A 13,870-nucleotide genomic window follows, 5' to 3' on the forward strand; every position below is an offset into this window, starting at 1 on the left:
CGGTCGTGAACATGTCCGCACAAATCCGCCAGTCGGCCGATAGCAATGGCGCAGACTGTCCTGTGCCGGTTGCGGTCTCACCTGAAACACCGAGGCGGCGCTTCTTCGGCACCGCCAGCCGCAAGTCCTCCCGCGACAAGACCGCAGTGAAAACGACGCGCGCACCGGCGGTAGGTAGATCCGTTGCCCTGTTGCATGTTCTGGCGGCCCTTATCTGGTTGCCGCAGGCAGGCCTCCTTGCCTTTTCAGTCGGAAAAATCGCCGATGGCGAGCCGATGACAGCGATTGTTCCAGTTGCCGTTGCGGTTCTCATTTTGGGTCTCCTGAAGGCGTGGCTGGAGAAAATCGCCGCGAGACTATCGTTTCGTGCTGCGCGTGCGGCATTGTCACAACGTCGGCTGGAAGCGCTTCAGGCAGTGGCGAAGGTTTCACCGCTCGATCTGTCGCGTACGGCTTCCGGCGAGGCGGCAAGTGTCGTGGCCGAGGCGGCGGAATCGCTGGTGCCCTATCTTTCCCGTTTCCAGCCGGCCCGGATGAAGGCCACCATCATTCCCCTGGTTTTTGTGCTGGCGATCCTGCCCTTTACCTGGATTGCGGCGCTGGTGCTGTTGCTTTCCATGCCGACCATCCCGCTTTTCATGGCGCTGATCGGCTGGCAGGCCAAGGCGGCCAGCGAAAAGCAGCTGGCGGAGACCGGCAATATGAATGCGTTCCTGCTGGATCGCCTGCGCGGGCTGGAAACGATCCGCGCGCTGGAAGCCGTCGATCTGACTGCCGGGCGCCTCAGCGCCGATGCGCAGAACCTCAAGACGCGGACGATGGCGGTTCTGAGGATCGCCTTTCTGTCTTCGGCGGTGCTGGAGCTTTTCGCCGCGCTCGGCGTTGCCATGACTGCCGTTTACATCGGTTTTCATCTGCTCGGTTTTCTTGATTTCGGCGCGTGGGGACAGAAGCTGACACTTGCCGAGGGTCTGTTCATCCTGCTTCTGGCCCCGGCCTTTTTCGAGCCGCTGCGAGAATTATCCGCGGTCTGGCACGACCGGGCGGCGGGCGAAGCCGCGCTCGGTGCGCTCGACAAGTTGACGCAGGGCGGTGCGGCCATTGCGGGTGAGGGCAGGGATGCGGCGTTGGGTGCATTGCCCAGCCCCGGTGCGGTAGAGGTGGATGATTTGTCCTTTGCCTATCCTGCCTCGCCCCCCGTGCTCCGCGATTTCAACCTCAGCATTCGAGCGGGCGAAACGGTCGCGCTTCTCGGGCCATCGGGTTGCGGCAAATCCACGGTCCTGTCGCTGATCGCCGGGCTGGCTTCTGCCGGAAGCGGTACGATAAAAATCGGCGGCGTCGCCCTTGATGACAAGACGGCTGATACCCTGCGAACATCCATTGGCTGGATCGGCCAGAAGCCGTTCTTTTTTGCCGGTTCGCTTGCGGCAAATATCCGTTTCGGCCGCCCCGGCATCACGCAGGATATGGTCGAGACAGCGCTGGAGCAGACGGGTCTCGAAAGACTGTCGTCCGCCCGGCAACATCTGCTCGTCGGTGATGGCGGCCATGGCATTTCCGGTGGTGAAGCGGTGCGGCTGGCCATTGTGCGCGCTTTCGCCGATTCCGCGACACGTCTCATTCTGGCCGACGAGCCGACGGCGCATCTGGACCGGGAAACCGCCGCTCTCATCACGGAAAATCTGTTGCATCTGGCAAAAGGCAGGACTTTGATCGTCGCAACCCATGATCCGGTGCTGGCCGCGCGCATGGACAGGGTCGTGGATATGGCGGCGATCCGTTCGGGGGATCGGTCATGATTGCGCGTTTTGCCATATTGAAACCGGTTATCGCACTTTTCTGGTCGGCGCGTCGCGGCATGCTGCTTGCCGGTGCGGTTCTGGCGGCCACCACGGTGCTGGCTGGCATCGGCCTTCTGGGTGTGTCCGGCTGGTTTATCACCGCCACCGCCATTGCCGGTCTGCTTCCGGCAACGGCCTATGCGTTTGATGTTTTTGCGCCCTCGGCGGCCATTCGTCTTCTGGCGCTGTCGCGTACCGCCGCCCGTTATGGCGAGCGCATGACCACCCATGAAGCCACGCTCTCCGTGCTTGCGGCGTTACGCGAAAAGCTGTTTCGGGGCTTTGCAGCGCCGCAGGCGGCGCAAAATCTGGAAGCGAGGCCCGCCCGCCTGCTGAACCGGTTGACCGCGGATATTGACGCGCTGGATTCGCTGTATCTGCGCGTGCTGGTGCCTGCCGCCGTCGCGGTCCTTGCGGCTGTCGCAACCGGCATCGGGCTTGCATTCCTCAATCCGCTTGCGGGCATTCTGGCGGCGCTCTTTCTCATTACGGCAGGGCTCAGCATTTCGGTGCGCTCCGCCCTGCGGGCAGAGAAATTCTCGCGCCGGCGGGCGGTCGGGCTTGAAGCGCTGCGCGCCCGCACGGCAGATCTCGTCAACGGGCAGACGGAATTGCTCACGGCAGGTCGCCTTTCCGCCCAGCTCTTAGCGGTGAAGCGCGCCGATGACTACCTGCTTTCCTGCGACGAGGCCTTGAACCGCATCGAAACGAATGCCGGTTTTTCCTTCGGTCTTGCAACGGCGGTCCTTCTGAGCGCGGCTCTGCTCGGCATGGCCTGGCTGGCGGAACAGGGAACGGTGAGTGCCCCGGCCGCCGCACTCGGGCTGCTCGTCTGTTTTGCCGCGCTGGAGCCTTTCACGACGCTGCGGCGCGGCGCGATGGAACTTGGCCGTACGTTGTTTTCCGCAAGGCGCATCGCGCCGCGCCTTTCAGCGCCGGCTGAGGTCCGTTGTCCTGCTTTGCCCGCCAGCGACGTGGCTGCCGGGCTTGAAGGCGTGCGTCTGGAGCGGCACGGCAACGACAAGCCGGTCCTGACGAATATCAATCTTGCCATTGCCGCTGGCGAAAAGGTCGCAATCATCGGCCCGAGCGGTGCGGGCAAGACCAGCCTCATCCAGCTTCTGGCGGGTGAATTGCAGCCATCGGCAGGTACAGTGCGCGCCTTGCCCTCTTCGCTCATGACACAGCGGAGCCAGCTTTTCCGCGATAGCATTGCCGATAATCTGAGGCTGGCGAAACCCGCTGCGACCGAGCGTGAATTGTGGGACGTCCTTGACGCCGCAGGCCTTGCCGAACACGTCAAAACACTGCCCGCCGGGCTGGAGACGAGGCTTGGAGAGGCGGGGCAGGGGCTCTCCGGTGGCCAGTCGCGCCGGCTGGCGCTTGCCCGTTTCCTGCTCATCGACAAGCCGCTCTGGCTTCTGGATGAGGTGACGGAGGGACTGGACGGCGAGACGGCCCGCGACGTGCTCAGCCGGCTGTTTGCGAGGGCCGAAGACAAGACTGTCGTGATGATCACCCATAATCGCCGCGAGGCGGAATTCACTGACCGCATCATCGTGCTGAAAGACGGGCGCCAATTTGATGAATGTCAAAGCGGGACGCCGGAATACGACGTAGTGCTGCAAACATTACGTCGGGACTGAGTATTTTCGGGGCCGGCGTCATTTCGTAACAGAAGGCCGGCTTTCCATAAAGGTGGGGTAAAAACATGGAACTCGACATCGTGGCGCTGTCGCGCCTGCAATTCGCGGTTACCGCTTTATATCACTTTCTGTTCGTTCCCCTGACGATCGGGCTGTCGGTGGTCATCGCCATCATGGAAACGGTCTATGTCATGACCGGCCGGGTGATCTGGCGGCAGATGACGAAATTCTGGGGCACGCTGTTCGGCATCAACTTTGTGCTGGGTGTTTCGACAGGCATCGTCATGGAATTTCAGTTCGGCATGAACTGGAGTTATTACAGCCACTATGTCGGTGATATTTTCGGCGCACCGCTGGCTATCGAGGGCATGATGGCCTTCTTTCTGGAAGCCACCTTCGTCGGTCTGTTCTTTTTCGGCTGGGACAAGCTGTCGAAACTCGGTCATCTCGTTGCGACATGGTGCGTGGCGATCGGCTCGAACTTCTCGGCGCTGTGGATATTGATCGCCAATGGCTGGATGCAGAACCCGACGGGCTCGGCTTTCAACCCGCAGACAATGCGCATGGAAGTGACGGATTTCGCCGCGGTCCTGTTCAACCCGGTCGCGCAGGCGAAATTCGTTCACACGGTTTCCGCAGGTTATGTCACGGCCTCCATCTTCGTGCTCGGCGTTTCCGCCTGGTATGTACTGAAGGGTCGCCATGTCGATCTCGCCAAACGGTCGATGACGGTTGCCGCCTCTTTCGGTCTCGCGTCAGCCCTTTCGGTCGTCGTGCTGGGGGACGAAAGCGGTTACCTCTCCACGGAACACCAGAAGATGAAGCTCGCCTCCATCGAGGCCATGTGGGAAACGGAACCGGCACCGGCGCCCTTCACGGCAATAGGTTTTCCCGATCAGGAAGCGCGCGAGACGCATTTCGCGGTGAAGATTCCGTGGGTAATGGGACTTATAGGCACCCGTTCGCTCGATACGGAAATTCCCGGCATCAACGATCTGGTGGAACAGGCGAAGACCCGTATCCGCGACGGTATCAAGGCCTATGATGCGCTGATGCAGATACGCGCCAGCGGCAAGGGCGCGCAGCTGCCCGAAGAGGTGAACGGCACCTTTGCCGAACTCGGCCACGAGCTTGGTTACGCCCTGTTGCTGAAACGTTATGTCGACGATCCGCGTCAGGCGACAGAAGAGCAGATCGCCAAGGCGGCGGCTGATACGATCCCGCATGTGCCGACCCTGTTCTGGGCCTTCCGTATCATGGTCGGTCTCGGCATGTTCTTCATCCTTCTGACGGCGACCTTCTTTTATCTTTCGGCCCGCCGGCGGCTGGACCGTTATCCGCTGTTGCTGAAGGTGGCCGTCTTCGCCATTCCGCTGCCGTGGATTGCCGCCGAAATGGGCTGGGTGGTGGCCGAATTCGGGCGTCAGCCGTGGATCATCGAGGGTGTGCTGCCAACGGCGGCAGCCGTTTCGAGCCTCAGCGCCTCGACGGTTCTGATTACGCTTCTGTGTTTCATCGCCATCTACACGGTGCTGTTCATCGTCGAGATGGGGCTGATGCTGAAGGCAATCCGCAAGGGGCCTGATCCGGACCATGATCCGGAAGCGCCGCTCGTTCCTGAAAAACTCGTCGCTGCGGAGTAAACGATCATGATCCTGCACCAACTCATCGACTATGAAATCCTTCGCATCATCTGGTGGCTGCTGCTCGGCGTATTGCTTATCGGCTTTGCCGTAACGGGTGGTTTCGATCTCGGCACCGGCGCGCTACTACCCTTCGTCGCGAAAACGGATATTGAGCGGCGTGTCGTCATCAACTCCATCGGCCCGGTCTGGGAAGGAAACCAGGTCTGGCTCATCCTCGGCGCGGGTGCGATCTTCGCCGCCTGGCCGCCGCTCTATGCGGTGTCGTTTTCAGGGTTTTACCTGGCGATGGCCGCCATCATGTTTGCATTGATCCTGCGGCCTGTCGGTTTCAAATACCGCTCCAAGCGCGAGAGCACGGCATGGCGCAGCGGCTGGGACTGGGCCTTGTTCGTTGGCGGCTTTGTGCCGGCGCTGATCTTCGGCGTGGCCATCGGCAATGTGCTGCAGGGCGTCCCGTTCTATTTTAATGACGACCTCAGGATTTTTTACGACGGCACGACGCTGTTTGAGCTTCTGAACCCCTACGCTATCCTCTGCGGCCTCGTTTCCGTCGCCATGCTGGTGATGCATGGGGCGGCCTGGCTGGTGCTGAAAACCGAAGGTCCGGTTGCCACCCGCGCCCGCAATTTCGGCAGCATCGCGGCACTCGCCACCACCGTTCTTTTCGCACTCGGCGGCATTCTGCTGTGGTTTGGTGTCGATGGTTATCGTTTCACCTCGGAAGTCGTGACCGACGGGCCGTCCAATCCTTTGGCAAAGACGGTAGAGGTCGCAACCGGCGTCTGGTTCTCCAATTACGCGGCGCATCCATGGACGATGCTGGCGCCGGCACTCGGTCTGGCCTTCCCGCTGGTCGCCTTCATATTGCTGAGACTGCGCAGGGAGGTGATGGCGCTGCTTGCCAGCTCGCTTGCCATTTTCGGCATCATCGCCACCGTCGGGCTTTCGATGTTTCCCTTCATCCTGCCGTCTTCGGTCGATCCGAAGTCGAGCCTGACGGTGTGGGATGCTTCGTCCAGCCATATGACGCTGTTCAACATGCTGGTCGTCACCCTCATCTTCGTTCCGATCATCGTCGCTTATACCTCATGGGTCTATCGCGTCTTGTGGGGCAAGGTGGATGAAAAGGCGATCCGCGACGACAGCGGCCATGCTTATTGATATTCAAAAAAGGAGATCGAACATGTGGTATTTCGCCTGGCTGCTCGGCCTGCCTCTCGCTGCCATCTTCGCCGTCATGAATGCCATGTGGTATGAGCTGATGGAAGAAAATGCCAAAAAGGCTGAGGCGAACCTGGAAAAATAACGCTTCTGCATGAGACATAAAAGGGCGGCATCCGGTCTGGATGCCGCCCTCTCGTAAAACAGCCGCGCCTGTCGCGCAGCTTTAGTGGATCGCGATGCCGCGTTTGTCCGCTTCTTCCTTGATGATGTCTTCGACGATTGCTCTCTTGAGATTTGGATTTCCCAGGAGATAGTCGTCGGCGATTTCGAAAATCGACTTCGGGTTGTCGCTCCCATGCAGGGTGTCGAGGTCCTGGCCGATCTGCTCTCGCAGGCTGGAATAGTCGTCCATTGCGGCTCTCCCGTTTACCGGTTCAATCCAAAAGGTCGGCCGGCACCTTGCCGCCGTTTTCGGAGAGTTTCTTGATGACGGCCTTGTGCAGCCAGATATTCATCGTTGCAGAATCCGATGTGTCGCCGGTGTAACCCAGTTCACCCGCCAGTTCTTTTCTGGCGCTGAGGCTGCTATCCAGATCAAGGGCTTTCAGCAGATCGACGATCGAGTGTTTCCAGTCGAGCTTCTGTCCGTTCTTTTTCACTGCCGCATCCAGAATGGAGGCGACGTCGACGCTGCCGGTGGATGCTGGAGCGCTGGCTGTCGGTGCCGGCGAAGCAGGCTGGGCCGGGGCTGCCGGGCTTGCGGCAGTCGTTGGCGTGCCGGCCGGGGCCGAAGTCTGCGGTGCGGCCTCGGCCTTGCCGAAAATCGCATTTTTGATCTTGTCGAAAAAGCTCATGCTTGTGCTCCCTTATCGGCGAAATGCACGCCCGACGGCGATGAGAATGCAGGCGCCGATGAAACCGGCGATGAGATAGCCAATCCAGCCTCCGAGCGAGACGCCAATGAGCCCCAGGAGGAAATTGGCGACGACGGCGCCGACAATGCCGAGAATAATGTTCATGAAAACACCCATATTGCTTTTCATGAACTGTTCGGCGAGCCACCCGGCTACGCCGCCGATGATGATTGCTGCAATCCAGCCAACTTGTGCGTCTTCCATAATAAGCCTTTCCTTTGTAAGAGAGGTCCGCAGGCATATGGACAGGCTTTTGCGCGCACTGATCCCCCCGCCTTGAATGACCCCAGGCGGGGTAACAACGCAGATGCGGACATTTGGTTCCGTGCGGCGCGCCTCGTTGGCCCTAGTCTTTAGCCCCGGCTTTGAAAATCCAGCCCGATATCCAGAACCGGTGCGCTGTGGGTCAGCCAGCCGACGGAGATGAGATCGATGCCGCTCGCAGCAATGGTTGCCGCCGTCTGCGGGTTGATACGGCCGGAGGCTTCGGTGATGGCGCGCCCGGCGACGATTGCCACGGCCTCGCGCAATTGTTCCGGCGTCATGTTGTCGAGAAGAACCACATCGACACCTTCGTCCATCACTTCGCGCAATTGAGCGAGCGTATCGACCTCCACCTCGATCTTGACGAGATGGCCCACACCCTGTTTGGCACTCCGGATGGCGGCACACACGCCTCCCGCCACGGCAATGTGGTTGTCCTTGATGAGGATGGCATCATAAAGCGCGAAACGGTGATTCATGCCGCCGCCGGCGCGCACGGCGTATTTTTCCAGCGCCCTGAGGCCGGGCGTCGTCTTGCGGGTGCAGGCGACCGACGCCTTGGTGCCGGAGATAGCCGCGGCGATTTTTGCGGTAACGGAGGCGATGCCGGACAGGTGGCCGAGAAAATTCAGCGCCGTGCGCTCCGCCGTCAGAAGCCCGCGGGAAGGGCCTTCGATCGTCGCGATGATATCGCCGGGCACCACGGTCGCTCCATCCTCAACGTGCCGTGTCATTATGATCGCCGGGTCCACAAGCTGGAAGGCAAGCTCCGCCGCATCGATACCGGCGATGACGCCCGGTTCGCGTGCCGCCATGACGACGACTGAGCGATGATCGGCGGGAATGACGGCGGCGGAGGTTATGTCGCCTGCAAGCCCCAGATCTTCCAGGAGGGCATTGCGCACGAGCGGTTCGATGATGAGACGAGGCAGGGGGGCAAGGGTCATGTCAGGCGCTCCGCGCAATGCTGGAAGAGGAAAAGCTGGATGAGGAGAGGTCGTGGCCAGTGGCGATCACTTCGGTCAGGCTCAGCCTGCGCCTTGTGGCTACCGCGTCCTTTCCGGGAAAATCGTCGCGGAAATGCGCGCCCCGCGATTCCGTGCGCAAGGCCGCGAAGACGGCGATGGCGAGGCCGACGAGGGCGGGATCGGATGCCGGGCCTTCCTGTTCGGCAAGTGGCAGCAAATCCCGGATCGCTTCGCGCAGGCCTGCCGCATGTCTCACAATGCCGAGATGGCGGGAAACGATGGGCCGGACGGCAGCGAGATCGGCGGCCACACAGTCGTGGGCTGTGCGTGGCGCAACAGCTGCCGGCCCTTCCGTACGTGCCTGTCGACCGGCAATATCCTGTGCTGCGCGCATGCCCATGGCGGCCGCTTCCAGCAGGGAATTGCTGGCGAGCCGGTTGGCGCCATGCAGGCCCGTGCAGGCGGTTTCACCCGCAACCCACAGGCCCGGCACCGAGCTTTGGCCTCTGCCATCCGTGGCGACGCCGCCCATATGGTAATGCACGGCGGGACGCACGGGCACAAGCTCACGGGCGGGGTCTATGCCAGCCTCGCGGCAGAGCAGGTCAATCGAGGGAAAACGGGCGGAGAAGCCGGAACCGAGCGCCTTGCGGGCATCGAGAAAGACCGTGCCGCCGCGCAGGATTTCCCGATCGATGGCGCGGGCGACGATATCGCGTGACGCAAGCTCGGCACCCGGCACCGCCGCCATGAAACGCTCGCCGTTTTCATTGAGCAGAAGCGCGCCTTCGCCCCGCACCGCCTCGCTGACCAGCGCCAGCGGTCGTCTGGGCGAGGAAAGCGCCGTTGGGTGGAACTGGACGAATTCCATATCGGCAAGGATGGCGCCGGCACGCGCGGCGAGCATGACGCCCTGTCCGAAATTGCCGGAGGGATTGGTCGTTGCCTCGTAAAGCCCCCCAAGGCCACCGGTCGCAAGAATGACCTGCGTGGCCGGCAGAGTGAAACTGCCTTTCGGGCCGATGCAGGCAAGACCGGCAATGACGCCCTCTTCCGTCAACAGGCGGCGCACTTCCGTGCCTTCCAGAACCGTGATTGATGGTGTGCGAAGGACTGCGGTTGCGAGCGCCCTGACAATGGCCGCGCCCGAACCGTCGCCTTCCGCATGCAGGATGCGCCGTCGGCCATGGGCAGCCTCCAGCCCGAAGACGAGCCTTCCCTCAGCATCGCGGTCGAAGCGCACGCCGGCCAGTTCCAGCGCCTCGATGACGGCGGGTGCGGCGGAAACGATCTCCTCGGCCATAGCCGCGTCGCAGAGCCCGTCGCCTGCGGCGAGCGTGTCGGCAAGATGCAGTGCGGCGCTATCGTTCGGGCCGAGACTTGCGGCAATACCGCCCTGTGCCCAGGCGCTGGAGGTTTCTCCGCCGAGCACACCGCGTGTCAGAAGCAGCACGGGCTGCGGCGCAAGCGTCAGCGCCGCCATCAAGCCCGCAATGCCGCTGCCGACAATGACTGTCCAGTCCTGCTGCGACGGAAGGCGTTCGCTCATACCTCCAGCATCCTCTCCACGGCGCGGCGGGCGGCAACCGCGATAGCCGGGTCGACTGTCACCTCATGGCGGTTTTCCTCCAGTGCCGTGCGAATATTGCCAAGCGTTATGCGCTTCATATGTGGGCAAAGATTGCAGGGGCGGATGAATTCGACATCGGGGTGATGCACGGCGACATTGTCGCTCATCGAACATTCCGTCAGAAGCACCACGCGGGCAGGCCGCTCCCGGCCGACATAATCCGACATGACGGCAGTGGAGCCCGAAAAATCCGCTGCTTCCACGACATCCGGCGGACATTCCGGATGTACCAGAACGGTGACGCCGGGATGGCTTTCTCTCAATTCCCTGATGTCATCGGCGGTGAAAAGCTCGTGCACCTCACAATGGCCACGCCAGGCGATCAGCTCGACATTGGTTTCCCGCGCCACGTTCTTCGCCAGATATTCATCCGGCAACATCAGCACACGTGGCACGCCGAGCGATTCCACCACCTGGCGGGCATTGCCGGAGGTGCAGCAAATGTCGGACGCCGCCTTCACCGCCGCGGATGTGTTTACATAGGTTACGACGGGAACACCCGGATAAGCCTTGCGCAAAAGCGCAATATCCTCGGGCGTGATGGAGTCTGCCAGCGAGCAGCCGGCGGCCATATCCGGAATAAGCACGGTTTTTCCCGGATTGAGCAGCTTTGCGGTCTCGGCCATGAAATGCACGCCGGCAAGAACGATCACATCCGCTTCCACCTCCATCGCCTTGCGCGCAAGGGCGAGGCTGTCGCCGACGATATCGGCGACGCCGTGGAAGATTTCCGGTGTCTGGTAGTTATGGGCGAGGATGACGGCGTTGCGTTTGCGCTTCAGCTCAAGGATCGCATCCACATCGTCCTGAAAGCCCATCCATTCCGCCTTGGGAATGACGCGGCTGACCCGATCATAAAGGCTTGCGGCAGAAGTCTGTTCGTTCACGGCGCTCTCCCATTTATACTCTTTTTGAGTATATCTATGGCAAAGAGATATTCTCATTGTGAGCATATGTCAATTGCGGGAGAGTGGCAGTTTCGTTCCGGAAAGGGCGCGTTCGTCGAGAACGGTTTGGCGGAAGCGGAAAAGCTTTGCCGGGCGGCCTCCGGTTTCGCTTGTCATGCCGCCGGTCTCTTCCACCAGTTGCTGCTGTTCGATCAGCCGACGGAAATTCTGCTTGTGCAGGGTCAGCCCTGCCAGCGCCTCTATCGCGCGCTGCAATTGCAGCAGGGTGAAGGCATCGGCCATCAACTCGAAAACCACGGGGCGATATTTGATCTTGGCCCTCAGGCGAGCGATGCCGGTGGCGAGAATGCGGCGGTGATCGGCGAACATCGGCCTGCCGAAATTGATCCGGGGCTCGCTCTGAGCTTCCTCGACAAGGCCTGCCTCATACAGCAACTCGTAGCGCTGCAAGGTCAGTTCCTCGTTCCAGCCGCCGCCATCGAGCCCGAAGGTGAAATCGGCCCGCAAATGACGCTGGCTTTTGCAGGCAAGATCGGAATCCGCCCAGGCCCGCAACCTGTCGATGATGGTATCCAGAACTGCGGGGCGGCCCTGCCGATGGTCCTCCCAAGGGAAATATTCATACCAGCCGTGCCAGAGCGCGCGTCCGTTGCCGGATGATTCCTGCTCGCGAACCAGCCCCAGATAACCGATGGAGATGGTTCTTCCGCCGGGAATATCGTTGTTACGGTCGCGATCCGCGAAGGTGTAAAGCTGCTCGAGATAACCGACCGGATGATGGGTCTGCTCGTGGATCCACTCCCGCAGCCCGCTTTGCAGCGTTCTGTGCCCAAATTCGAATGGGCCTGAGGGAAGTGCCGCGCCCGCCCGGACGGTCATCACCCGCGGTTCGTCTCCCGTAATGGCGGTGACGACGGCAATGAGTTCAGCATGGGCAAGCCCGATGGTCACGGCGACTCCTGTCTTGGGTTGCGGTATCAACCTTCTTTGGCACAGGAAGGCTGGTTCGCCAACACGCGGCAGGCGGCAAAGTGCTTTCCATATCTGCATTAAGTCTAAAGTAGCATATAATCAAACAAATGGATAAAATCTTGTGATTAGTCATGCATTTTTTGTTATGTTATAAAAAAGTTATAAGCATCTATATAGTGTAGAAAGCCGATGTTAGAAGATATATCTCTGGAAGAGACGCTGATTGGTTATTATACGTGGAGCATAGGCCAGAATCTGGTTTATCTGGATGCGGTGGCTTCGCGTCTGCGCGATTTCTCCTTTGAAGAGGCTTCTCACGGCATCCCGGTGGAAGCGTTCATTGCGCAGGTGGAGGGTAGTTCCCGCGCCCGTGTGGCAAGGGCGGTCCATAATTCGCTGACAAGCGGTGACTTTTATGATCAGGAGTATCGGATCGGGCTAAAGGCCGGCGGCTTTCGCTGGCTGAGAACGACGGGTAGGGTGATCCACGACCGCGAGGGTGTTCCAATCATGGCAATGGGCACGGTGCGCGACGTTACCGCGCGCAAGGTCCTGTTGATGTAATGCCGCGTCTCTCCTACTCTGGATCGGGATAGGGTCATATTTTATCGCTTTTGATGTTTTGGTGACATGGTTCGGCAGATCGCAATTTTGCTGTTTCAGATCATGCTGGTGATAGGGTTCGGCGTTGCCGGCATGCGCATCGCCTCGTTCCTCAATGGCGAAGATGGATATGAGACTGCCGGCCTTGCGGCGAACACGGAGATGCTGTGGACGACCTCCCCGGTGAAGGTCGATACCCGTCACCAGAATTACGAACGCATCCCCACTCCGCCCGATCCCTATCCGTTAAAAATACATGCGGACCAGCGCCTGCGCGTGGTCGCCAGCAATCGCTTCACTTTCAAGGGTCAGGAATTCCGCCTTGCCGGTGTAGAGAGCGTCGACCGTAACCGCGTCTGTACCGGTGCTGACGGCCGCCGCTATGCCTGCGGCCTGAACGCCTTCAAGGCATTGGAGAACCGGCTGCGCGGCAAATATCTCGAATGCCGGGTAGCGGAAGAGGGTGGGGCTATCCTGATCGTTGAATGCAGGATCAAAGGGCAGGATGTCCGGGCGCTATTGCAGGAGACGCTGGCAACTGGCCGATAAGACCTTCGGAAATGCCCGTCAGCGTGTGATTTATCGTGTCTGGGAAGATTTGGTGGAGCTAAGCGGGATCGAACCGCTGACCTCTTGCATGCCATGCAAGCGCTCTCCCAGCTGAGCTATAGCCCCATAAGGGTTCCGGCATTTCGTCCGGTTCCGGGAACCGAAGCGGCTGTTGTTCCGTTCGGTGGCGGCTTACTACTTCGGCTAATCGAAGAGTGCAAGCACAAAAAACAGCCCGGCTTCATTTTTTTGTCGCCGGGCTGGTTTATCCAATAAGATCAAGCTTCTTCGTCGTCGCCCGTAACGCCGATAATGCCGGACATGTCGTCATCGTCGTCGTCTTCGTCGGCTTCAAGGAAGGTGTCGTCGTCGTCGCCGATTTCCACGTCGTCTTCGTCGTCGCCCATATCCGGAATCTCGTCGCCGCTGTTGTCGCCATCGGCATCTTCCAGCGATACGAGTTCGACTTCCGTGTTTTCGGTATCGACTTCCGCTACTTCCTCTTCCTCAGCCTGCTCGAGCTTTGCCTGTGCCGTGCTTTCCTCGAAGAAGGAGAGCGGCCATGACTTGCCGGTATAGGGAGAAACGACCGGATTGCGGTTCAGATCGTAGAACTTCTTGCCGGTGTCGGGGTCTGTGCGCTTGGTACCAAGGTCCGCTTTTGCCACTGTCTAAGCCTCAAATTGTCGAATGAGTTTCGGTGTGTACGCCGTAAAACCGGCATAGACTGTAAAATTTCTAGCCGGTCCCCTTAATCGTTGC

Annotated in this window: 15 protein-coding genes and 1 tRNA gene; 7 read left to right on the forward strand and 9 right to left on the reverse strand. The window is 60.3% G+C overall.

Features of this window, described 5'->3' with window-relative positions; translation table 11 throughout:
- Nucleotides 1-11 precede the first annotated feature (11 nt).
- The 5 genes from cydD (at nt 12) to cydX (ending at nt 6,442) form a co-directional block, all read left to right on the forward strand.
- Nucleotides 12-1,802, forward strand: a complete 1,791-nt coding sequence (gene cydD / locus AKG12_RS18215) for a thiol reductant ABC exporter subunit CydD (protein ID WP_052819958.1) — start codon at nt 12-14, stop codon at nt 1,800-1,802.
- Nucleotides 1,799-3,490: a thiol reductant ABC exporter subunit CydC gene (cydC, locus tag AKG12_RS18220; protein ID WP_052819959.1), complete on the forward strand. Its 1,692-nt coding sequence runs from the start codon at nt 1,799-1,801 to the stop codon at nt 3,488-3,490. The genes cydD and cydC overlap by 4 nt, the downstream gene beginning before the upstream one ends.
- Nucleotides 3,491-3,555: 65 nt before the next feature.
- A complete protein-coding gene (locus tag AKG12_RS18225) occupies nt 3,556-5,133 on the forward strand; it encodes a cytochrome ubiquinol oxidase subunit I (RefSeq protein WP_052819960.1) in 1,578 nt (525 codons plus the stop codon).
- A 6-nt stretch (nt 5,134-5,139) separates the two neighbouring features.
- Complete coding sequence (gene cydB / locus AKG12_RS18230) at nt 5,140-6,297, forward strand: cytochrome d ubiquinol oxidase subunit II (RefSeq protein WP_046801703.1); 1,158 nt, start codon at nt 5,140-5,142, stop codon at nt 6,295-6,297.
- Between the two features lie 22 nt (nt 6,298-6,319).
- Nucleotides 6,320-6,442 carry a cytochrome bd-I oxidase subunit CydX gene (gene cydX, locus AKG12_RS18235; RefSeq protein ID WP_046801704.1) on the forward strand — a complete coding sequence of 41 codons (123 nt, stop codon included), beginning with the start codon at nt 6,320-6,322 and terminating at the stop codon, nt 6,440-6,442.
- Nucleotides 6,443-6,523: 81 nt separating this feature from the next.
- Here cydX and AKG12_RS18240 read toward each other — a convergent pair whose 3' ends face one another.
- The 7 genes from AKG12_RS18240 to AKG12_RS18270 all read right to left on the reverse strand — a co-directional run bounded on the left by AKG12_RS18240 (nt 6,524) and on the right by AKG12_RS18270 (nt 11,935).
- Nucleotides 6,524-6,712, reverse strand: coding sequence for a hypothetical protein (locus AKG12_RS18240; RefSeq protein ID WP_046801705.1), 189 nt, complete (start codon nt 6,710-6,712; stop codon nt 6,524-6,526).
- Between the two features lie 22 nt (nt 6,713-6,734).
- Entirely contained in the window at nt 6,735-7,154 is a 420-nt protein-coding gene (locus AKG12_RS18245) for a DUF3597 domain-containing protein (protein WP_046801706.1), read from the reverse strand.
- 12 nt (nt 7,155-7,166) lie between these two features.
- Nucleotides 7,167-7,418 (reverse strand): GlsB/YeaQ/YmgE family stress response membrane protein, encoded by a 252-nt coding sequence (locus AKG12_RS18250; protein WP_052819961.1) that lies wholly within the window; start codon nt 7,416-7,418, stop codon nt 7,167-7,169.
- 149 nt (nt 7,419-7,567) lie between these two features.
- Nucleotides 7,568-8,425 (reverse strand): carboxylating nicotinate-nucleotide diphosphorylase, encoded by an 858-nt coding sequence (nadC, locus tag AKG12_RS18255; protein WP_052819962.1) that lies wholly within the window; start codon nt 8,423-8,425, stop codon nt 7,568-7,570.
- A gap of 1 nt (nt 8,426) precedes the next feature.
- Nucleotides 8,427-9,995, reverse strand: a complete 1,569-nt coding sequence (locus AKG12_RS18260; protein ID WP_052819963.1) for an L-aspartate oxidase — start codon at nt 9,993-9,995, stop codon at nt 8,427-8,429.
- A complete protein-coding gene (gene nadA, locus AKG12_RS18265) occupies nt 9,992-10,963 on the reverse strand; it encodes a quinolinate synthase NadA (protein WP_052819964.1) in 972 nt (323 codons plus the stop codon). The genes AKG12_RS18260 and nadA overlap by 4 nt, the downstream gene beginning before the upstream one ends.
- 69 nt (nt 10,964-11,032) lie before the next feature.
- Nucleotides 11,033-11,935, reverse strand: coding sequence for an NUDIX hydrolase (locus AKG12_RS18270; protein ID WP_052820004.1), 903 nt, complete (start codon nt 11,933-11,935; stop codon nt 11,033-11,035).
- A gap of 210 nt (nt 11,936-12,145) precedes the next feature.
- On the opposite strand from AKG12_RS18270, the gene AKG12_RS18275 reads away from it, so the two are divergent.
- The gene (locus tag AKG12_RS18275; protein WP_052819965.1) at nt 12,146-12,520 is read left to right on the forward strand and encodes a PAS domain-containing protein; all 375 of its coding nucleotides are present in this window, start codon (nt 12,146-12,148) and stop codon (nt 12,518-12,520) included.
- 66 nt (nt 12,521-12,586) lie between these two features.
- Nucleotides 12,587-13,108: a hypothetical protein gene (locus AKG12_RS18280; protein ID WP_052819966.1), complete on the forward strand. Its 522-nt coding sequence runs from the start codon at nt 12,587-12,589 to the stop codon at nt 13,106-13,108.
- A 50-nt stretch (nt 13,109-13,158) separates the two neighbouring features.
- Here the strand turns inward: AKG12_RS18280 and AKG12_RS18285 are convergent.
- Both AKG12_RS18285 and AKG12_RS18290 read right to left on the reverse strand, forming a co-directional pair.
- Nucleotides 13,159-13,234: transfer RNA gene (locus tag AKG12_RS18285), tRNA-Ala, on the reverse strand.
- 152 nt (nt 13,235-13,386) lie between these two features.
- Nucleotides 13,387-13,776 (reverse strand): TIGR02300 family protein, encoded by a 390-nt coding sequence (locus tag AKG12_RS18290; RefSeq protein WP_046801713.1) that lies wholly within the window; start codon nt 13,774-13,776, stop codon nt 13,387-13,389.
- Nucleotides 13,777-13,870: the final 94 nt, after the last annotated feature.

It is taken from the genome of Agrobacterium sp. SUL3 (genome assembly GCF_001263295.1).
Lineage (GTDB): Bacteria > Pseudomonadota > Alphaproteobacteria > Rhizobiales > Rhizobiaceae > Agrobacterium > Agrobacterium tomkonis.

Excerpts from the sequence above, each read along its gene's own strand:
- AKG12_RS18225 (WP_052819960.1), top strand. The coding sequence starts at position 3,556 with ATGGAACTCGACATCGTGGCGCTGTCGCGCCTGCAATTCGCGGTTACC.
- cydX (WP_046801704.1), top strand. The coding sequence starts at position 6,320 with ATGTGGTATTTCGCCTGGCTGCTCGGCCTGCCTCTCGCTGCCATCTTC.
- AKG12_RS18250 (WP_052819961.1), bottom strand. The coding sequence starts at position 7,418 with ATGGAAGACGCACAAGTTGGCTGGATTGCAGCAATCATCATCGGCGGC.
- AKG12_RS18245 (WP_046801706.1), bottom strand. The coding sequence starts at position 7,154 with ATGAGCTTTTTCGACAAGATCAAAAATGCGATTTTCGGCAAGGCCGAG.
- AKG12_RS18240 (WP_046801705.1), bottom strand. The coding sequence starts at position 6,712 with ATGGACGACTATTCCAGCCTGCGAGAGCAGATCGGCCAGGACCTCGAC.
- cydC (WP_052819959.1), top strand. The coding sequence starts at position 1,799 with ATGATTGCGCGTTTTGCCATATTGAAACCGGTTATCGCACTTTTCTGG.
- nadC (WP_052819962.1), bottom strand. The coding sequence starts at position 8,425 with ATGACCCTTGCCCCCCTGCCTCGTCTCATCATCGAACCGCTCGTGCGC.
- AKG12_RS18260 (WP_052819963.1), bottom strand. The coding sequence starts at position 9,995 with ATGAGCGAACGCCTTCCGTCGCAGCAGGACTGGACAGTCATTGTCGGC.
- cydB (WP_046801703.1), top strand. The coding sequence starts at position 5,140 with ATGATCCTGCACCAACTCATCGACTATGAAATCCTTCGCATCATCTGG.
- AKG12_RS18275 (WP_052819965.1), top strand. The coding sequence starts at position 12,146 with ATGTTAGAAGATATATCTCTGGAAGAGACGCTGATTGGTTATTATACG.
- cydD (WP_052819958.1), top strand. The coding sequence starts at position 12 with ATGTCCGCACAAATCCGCCAGTCGGCCGATAGCAATGGCGCAGACTGT.
- AKG12_RS18280 (WP_052819966.1), top strand. The coding sequence starts at position 12,587 with ATGGTTCGGCAGATCGCAATTTTGCTGTTTCAGATCATGCTGGTGATA.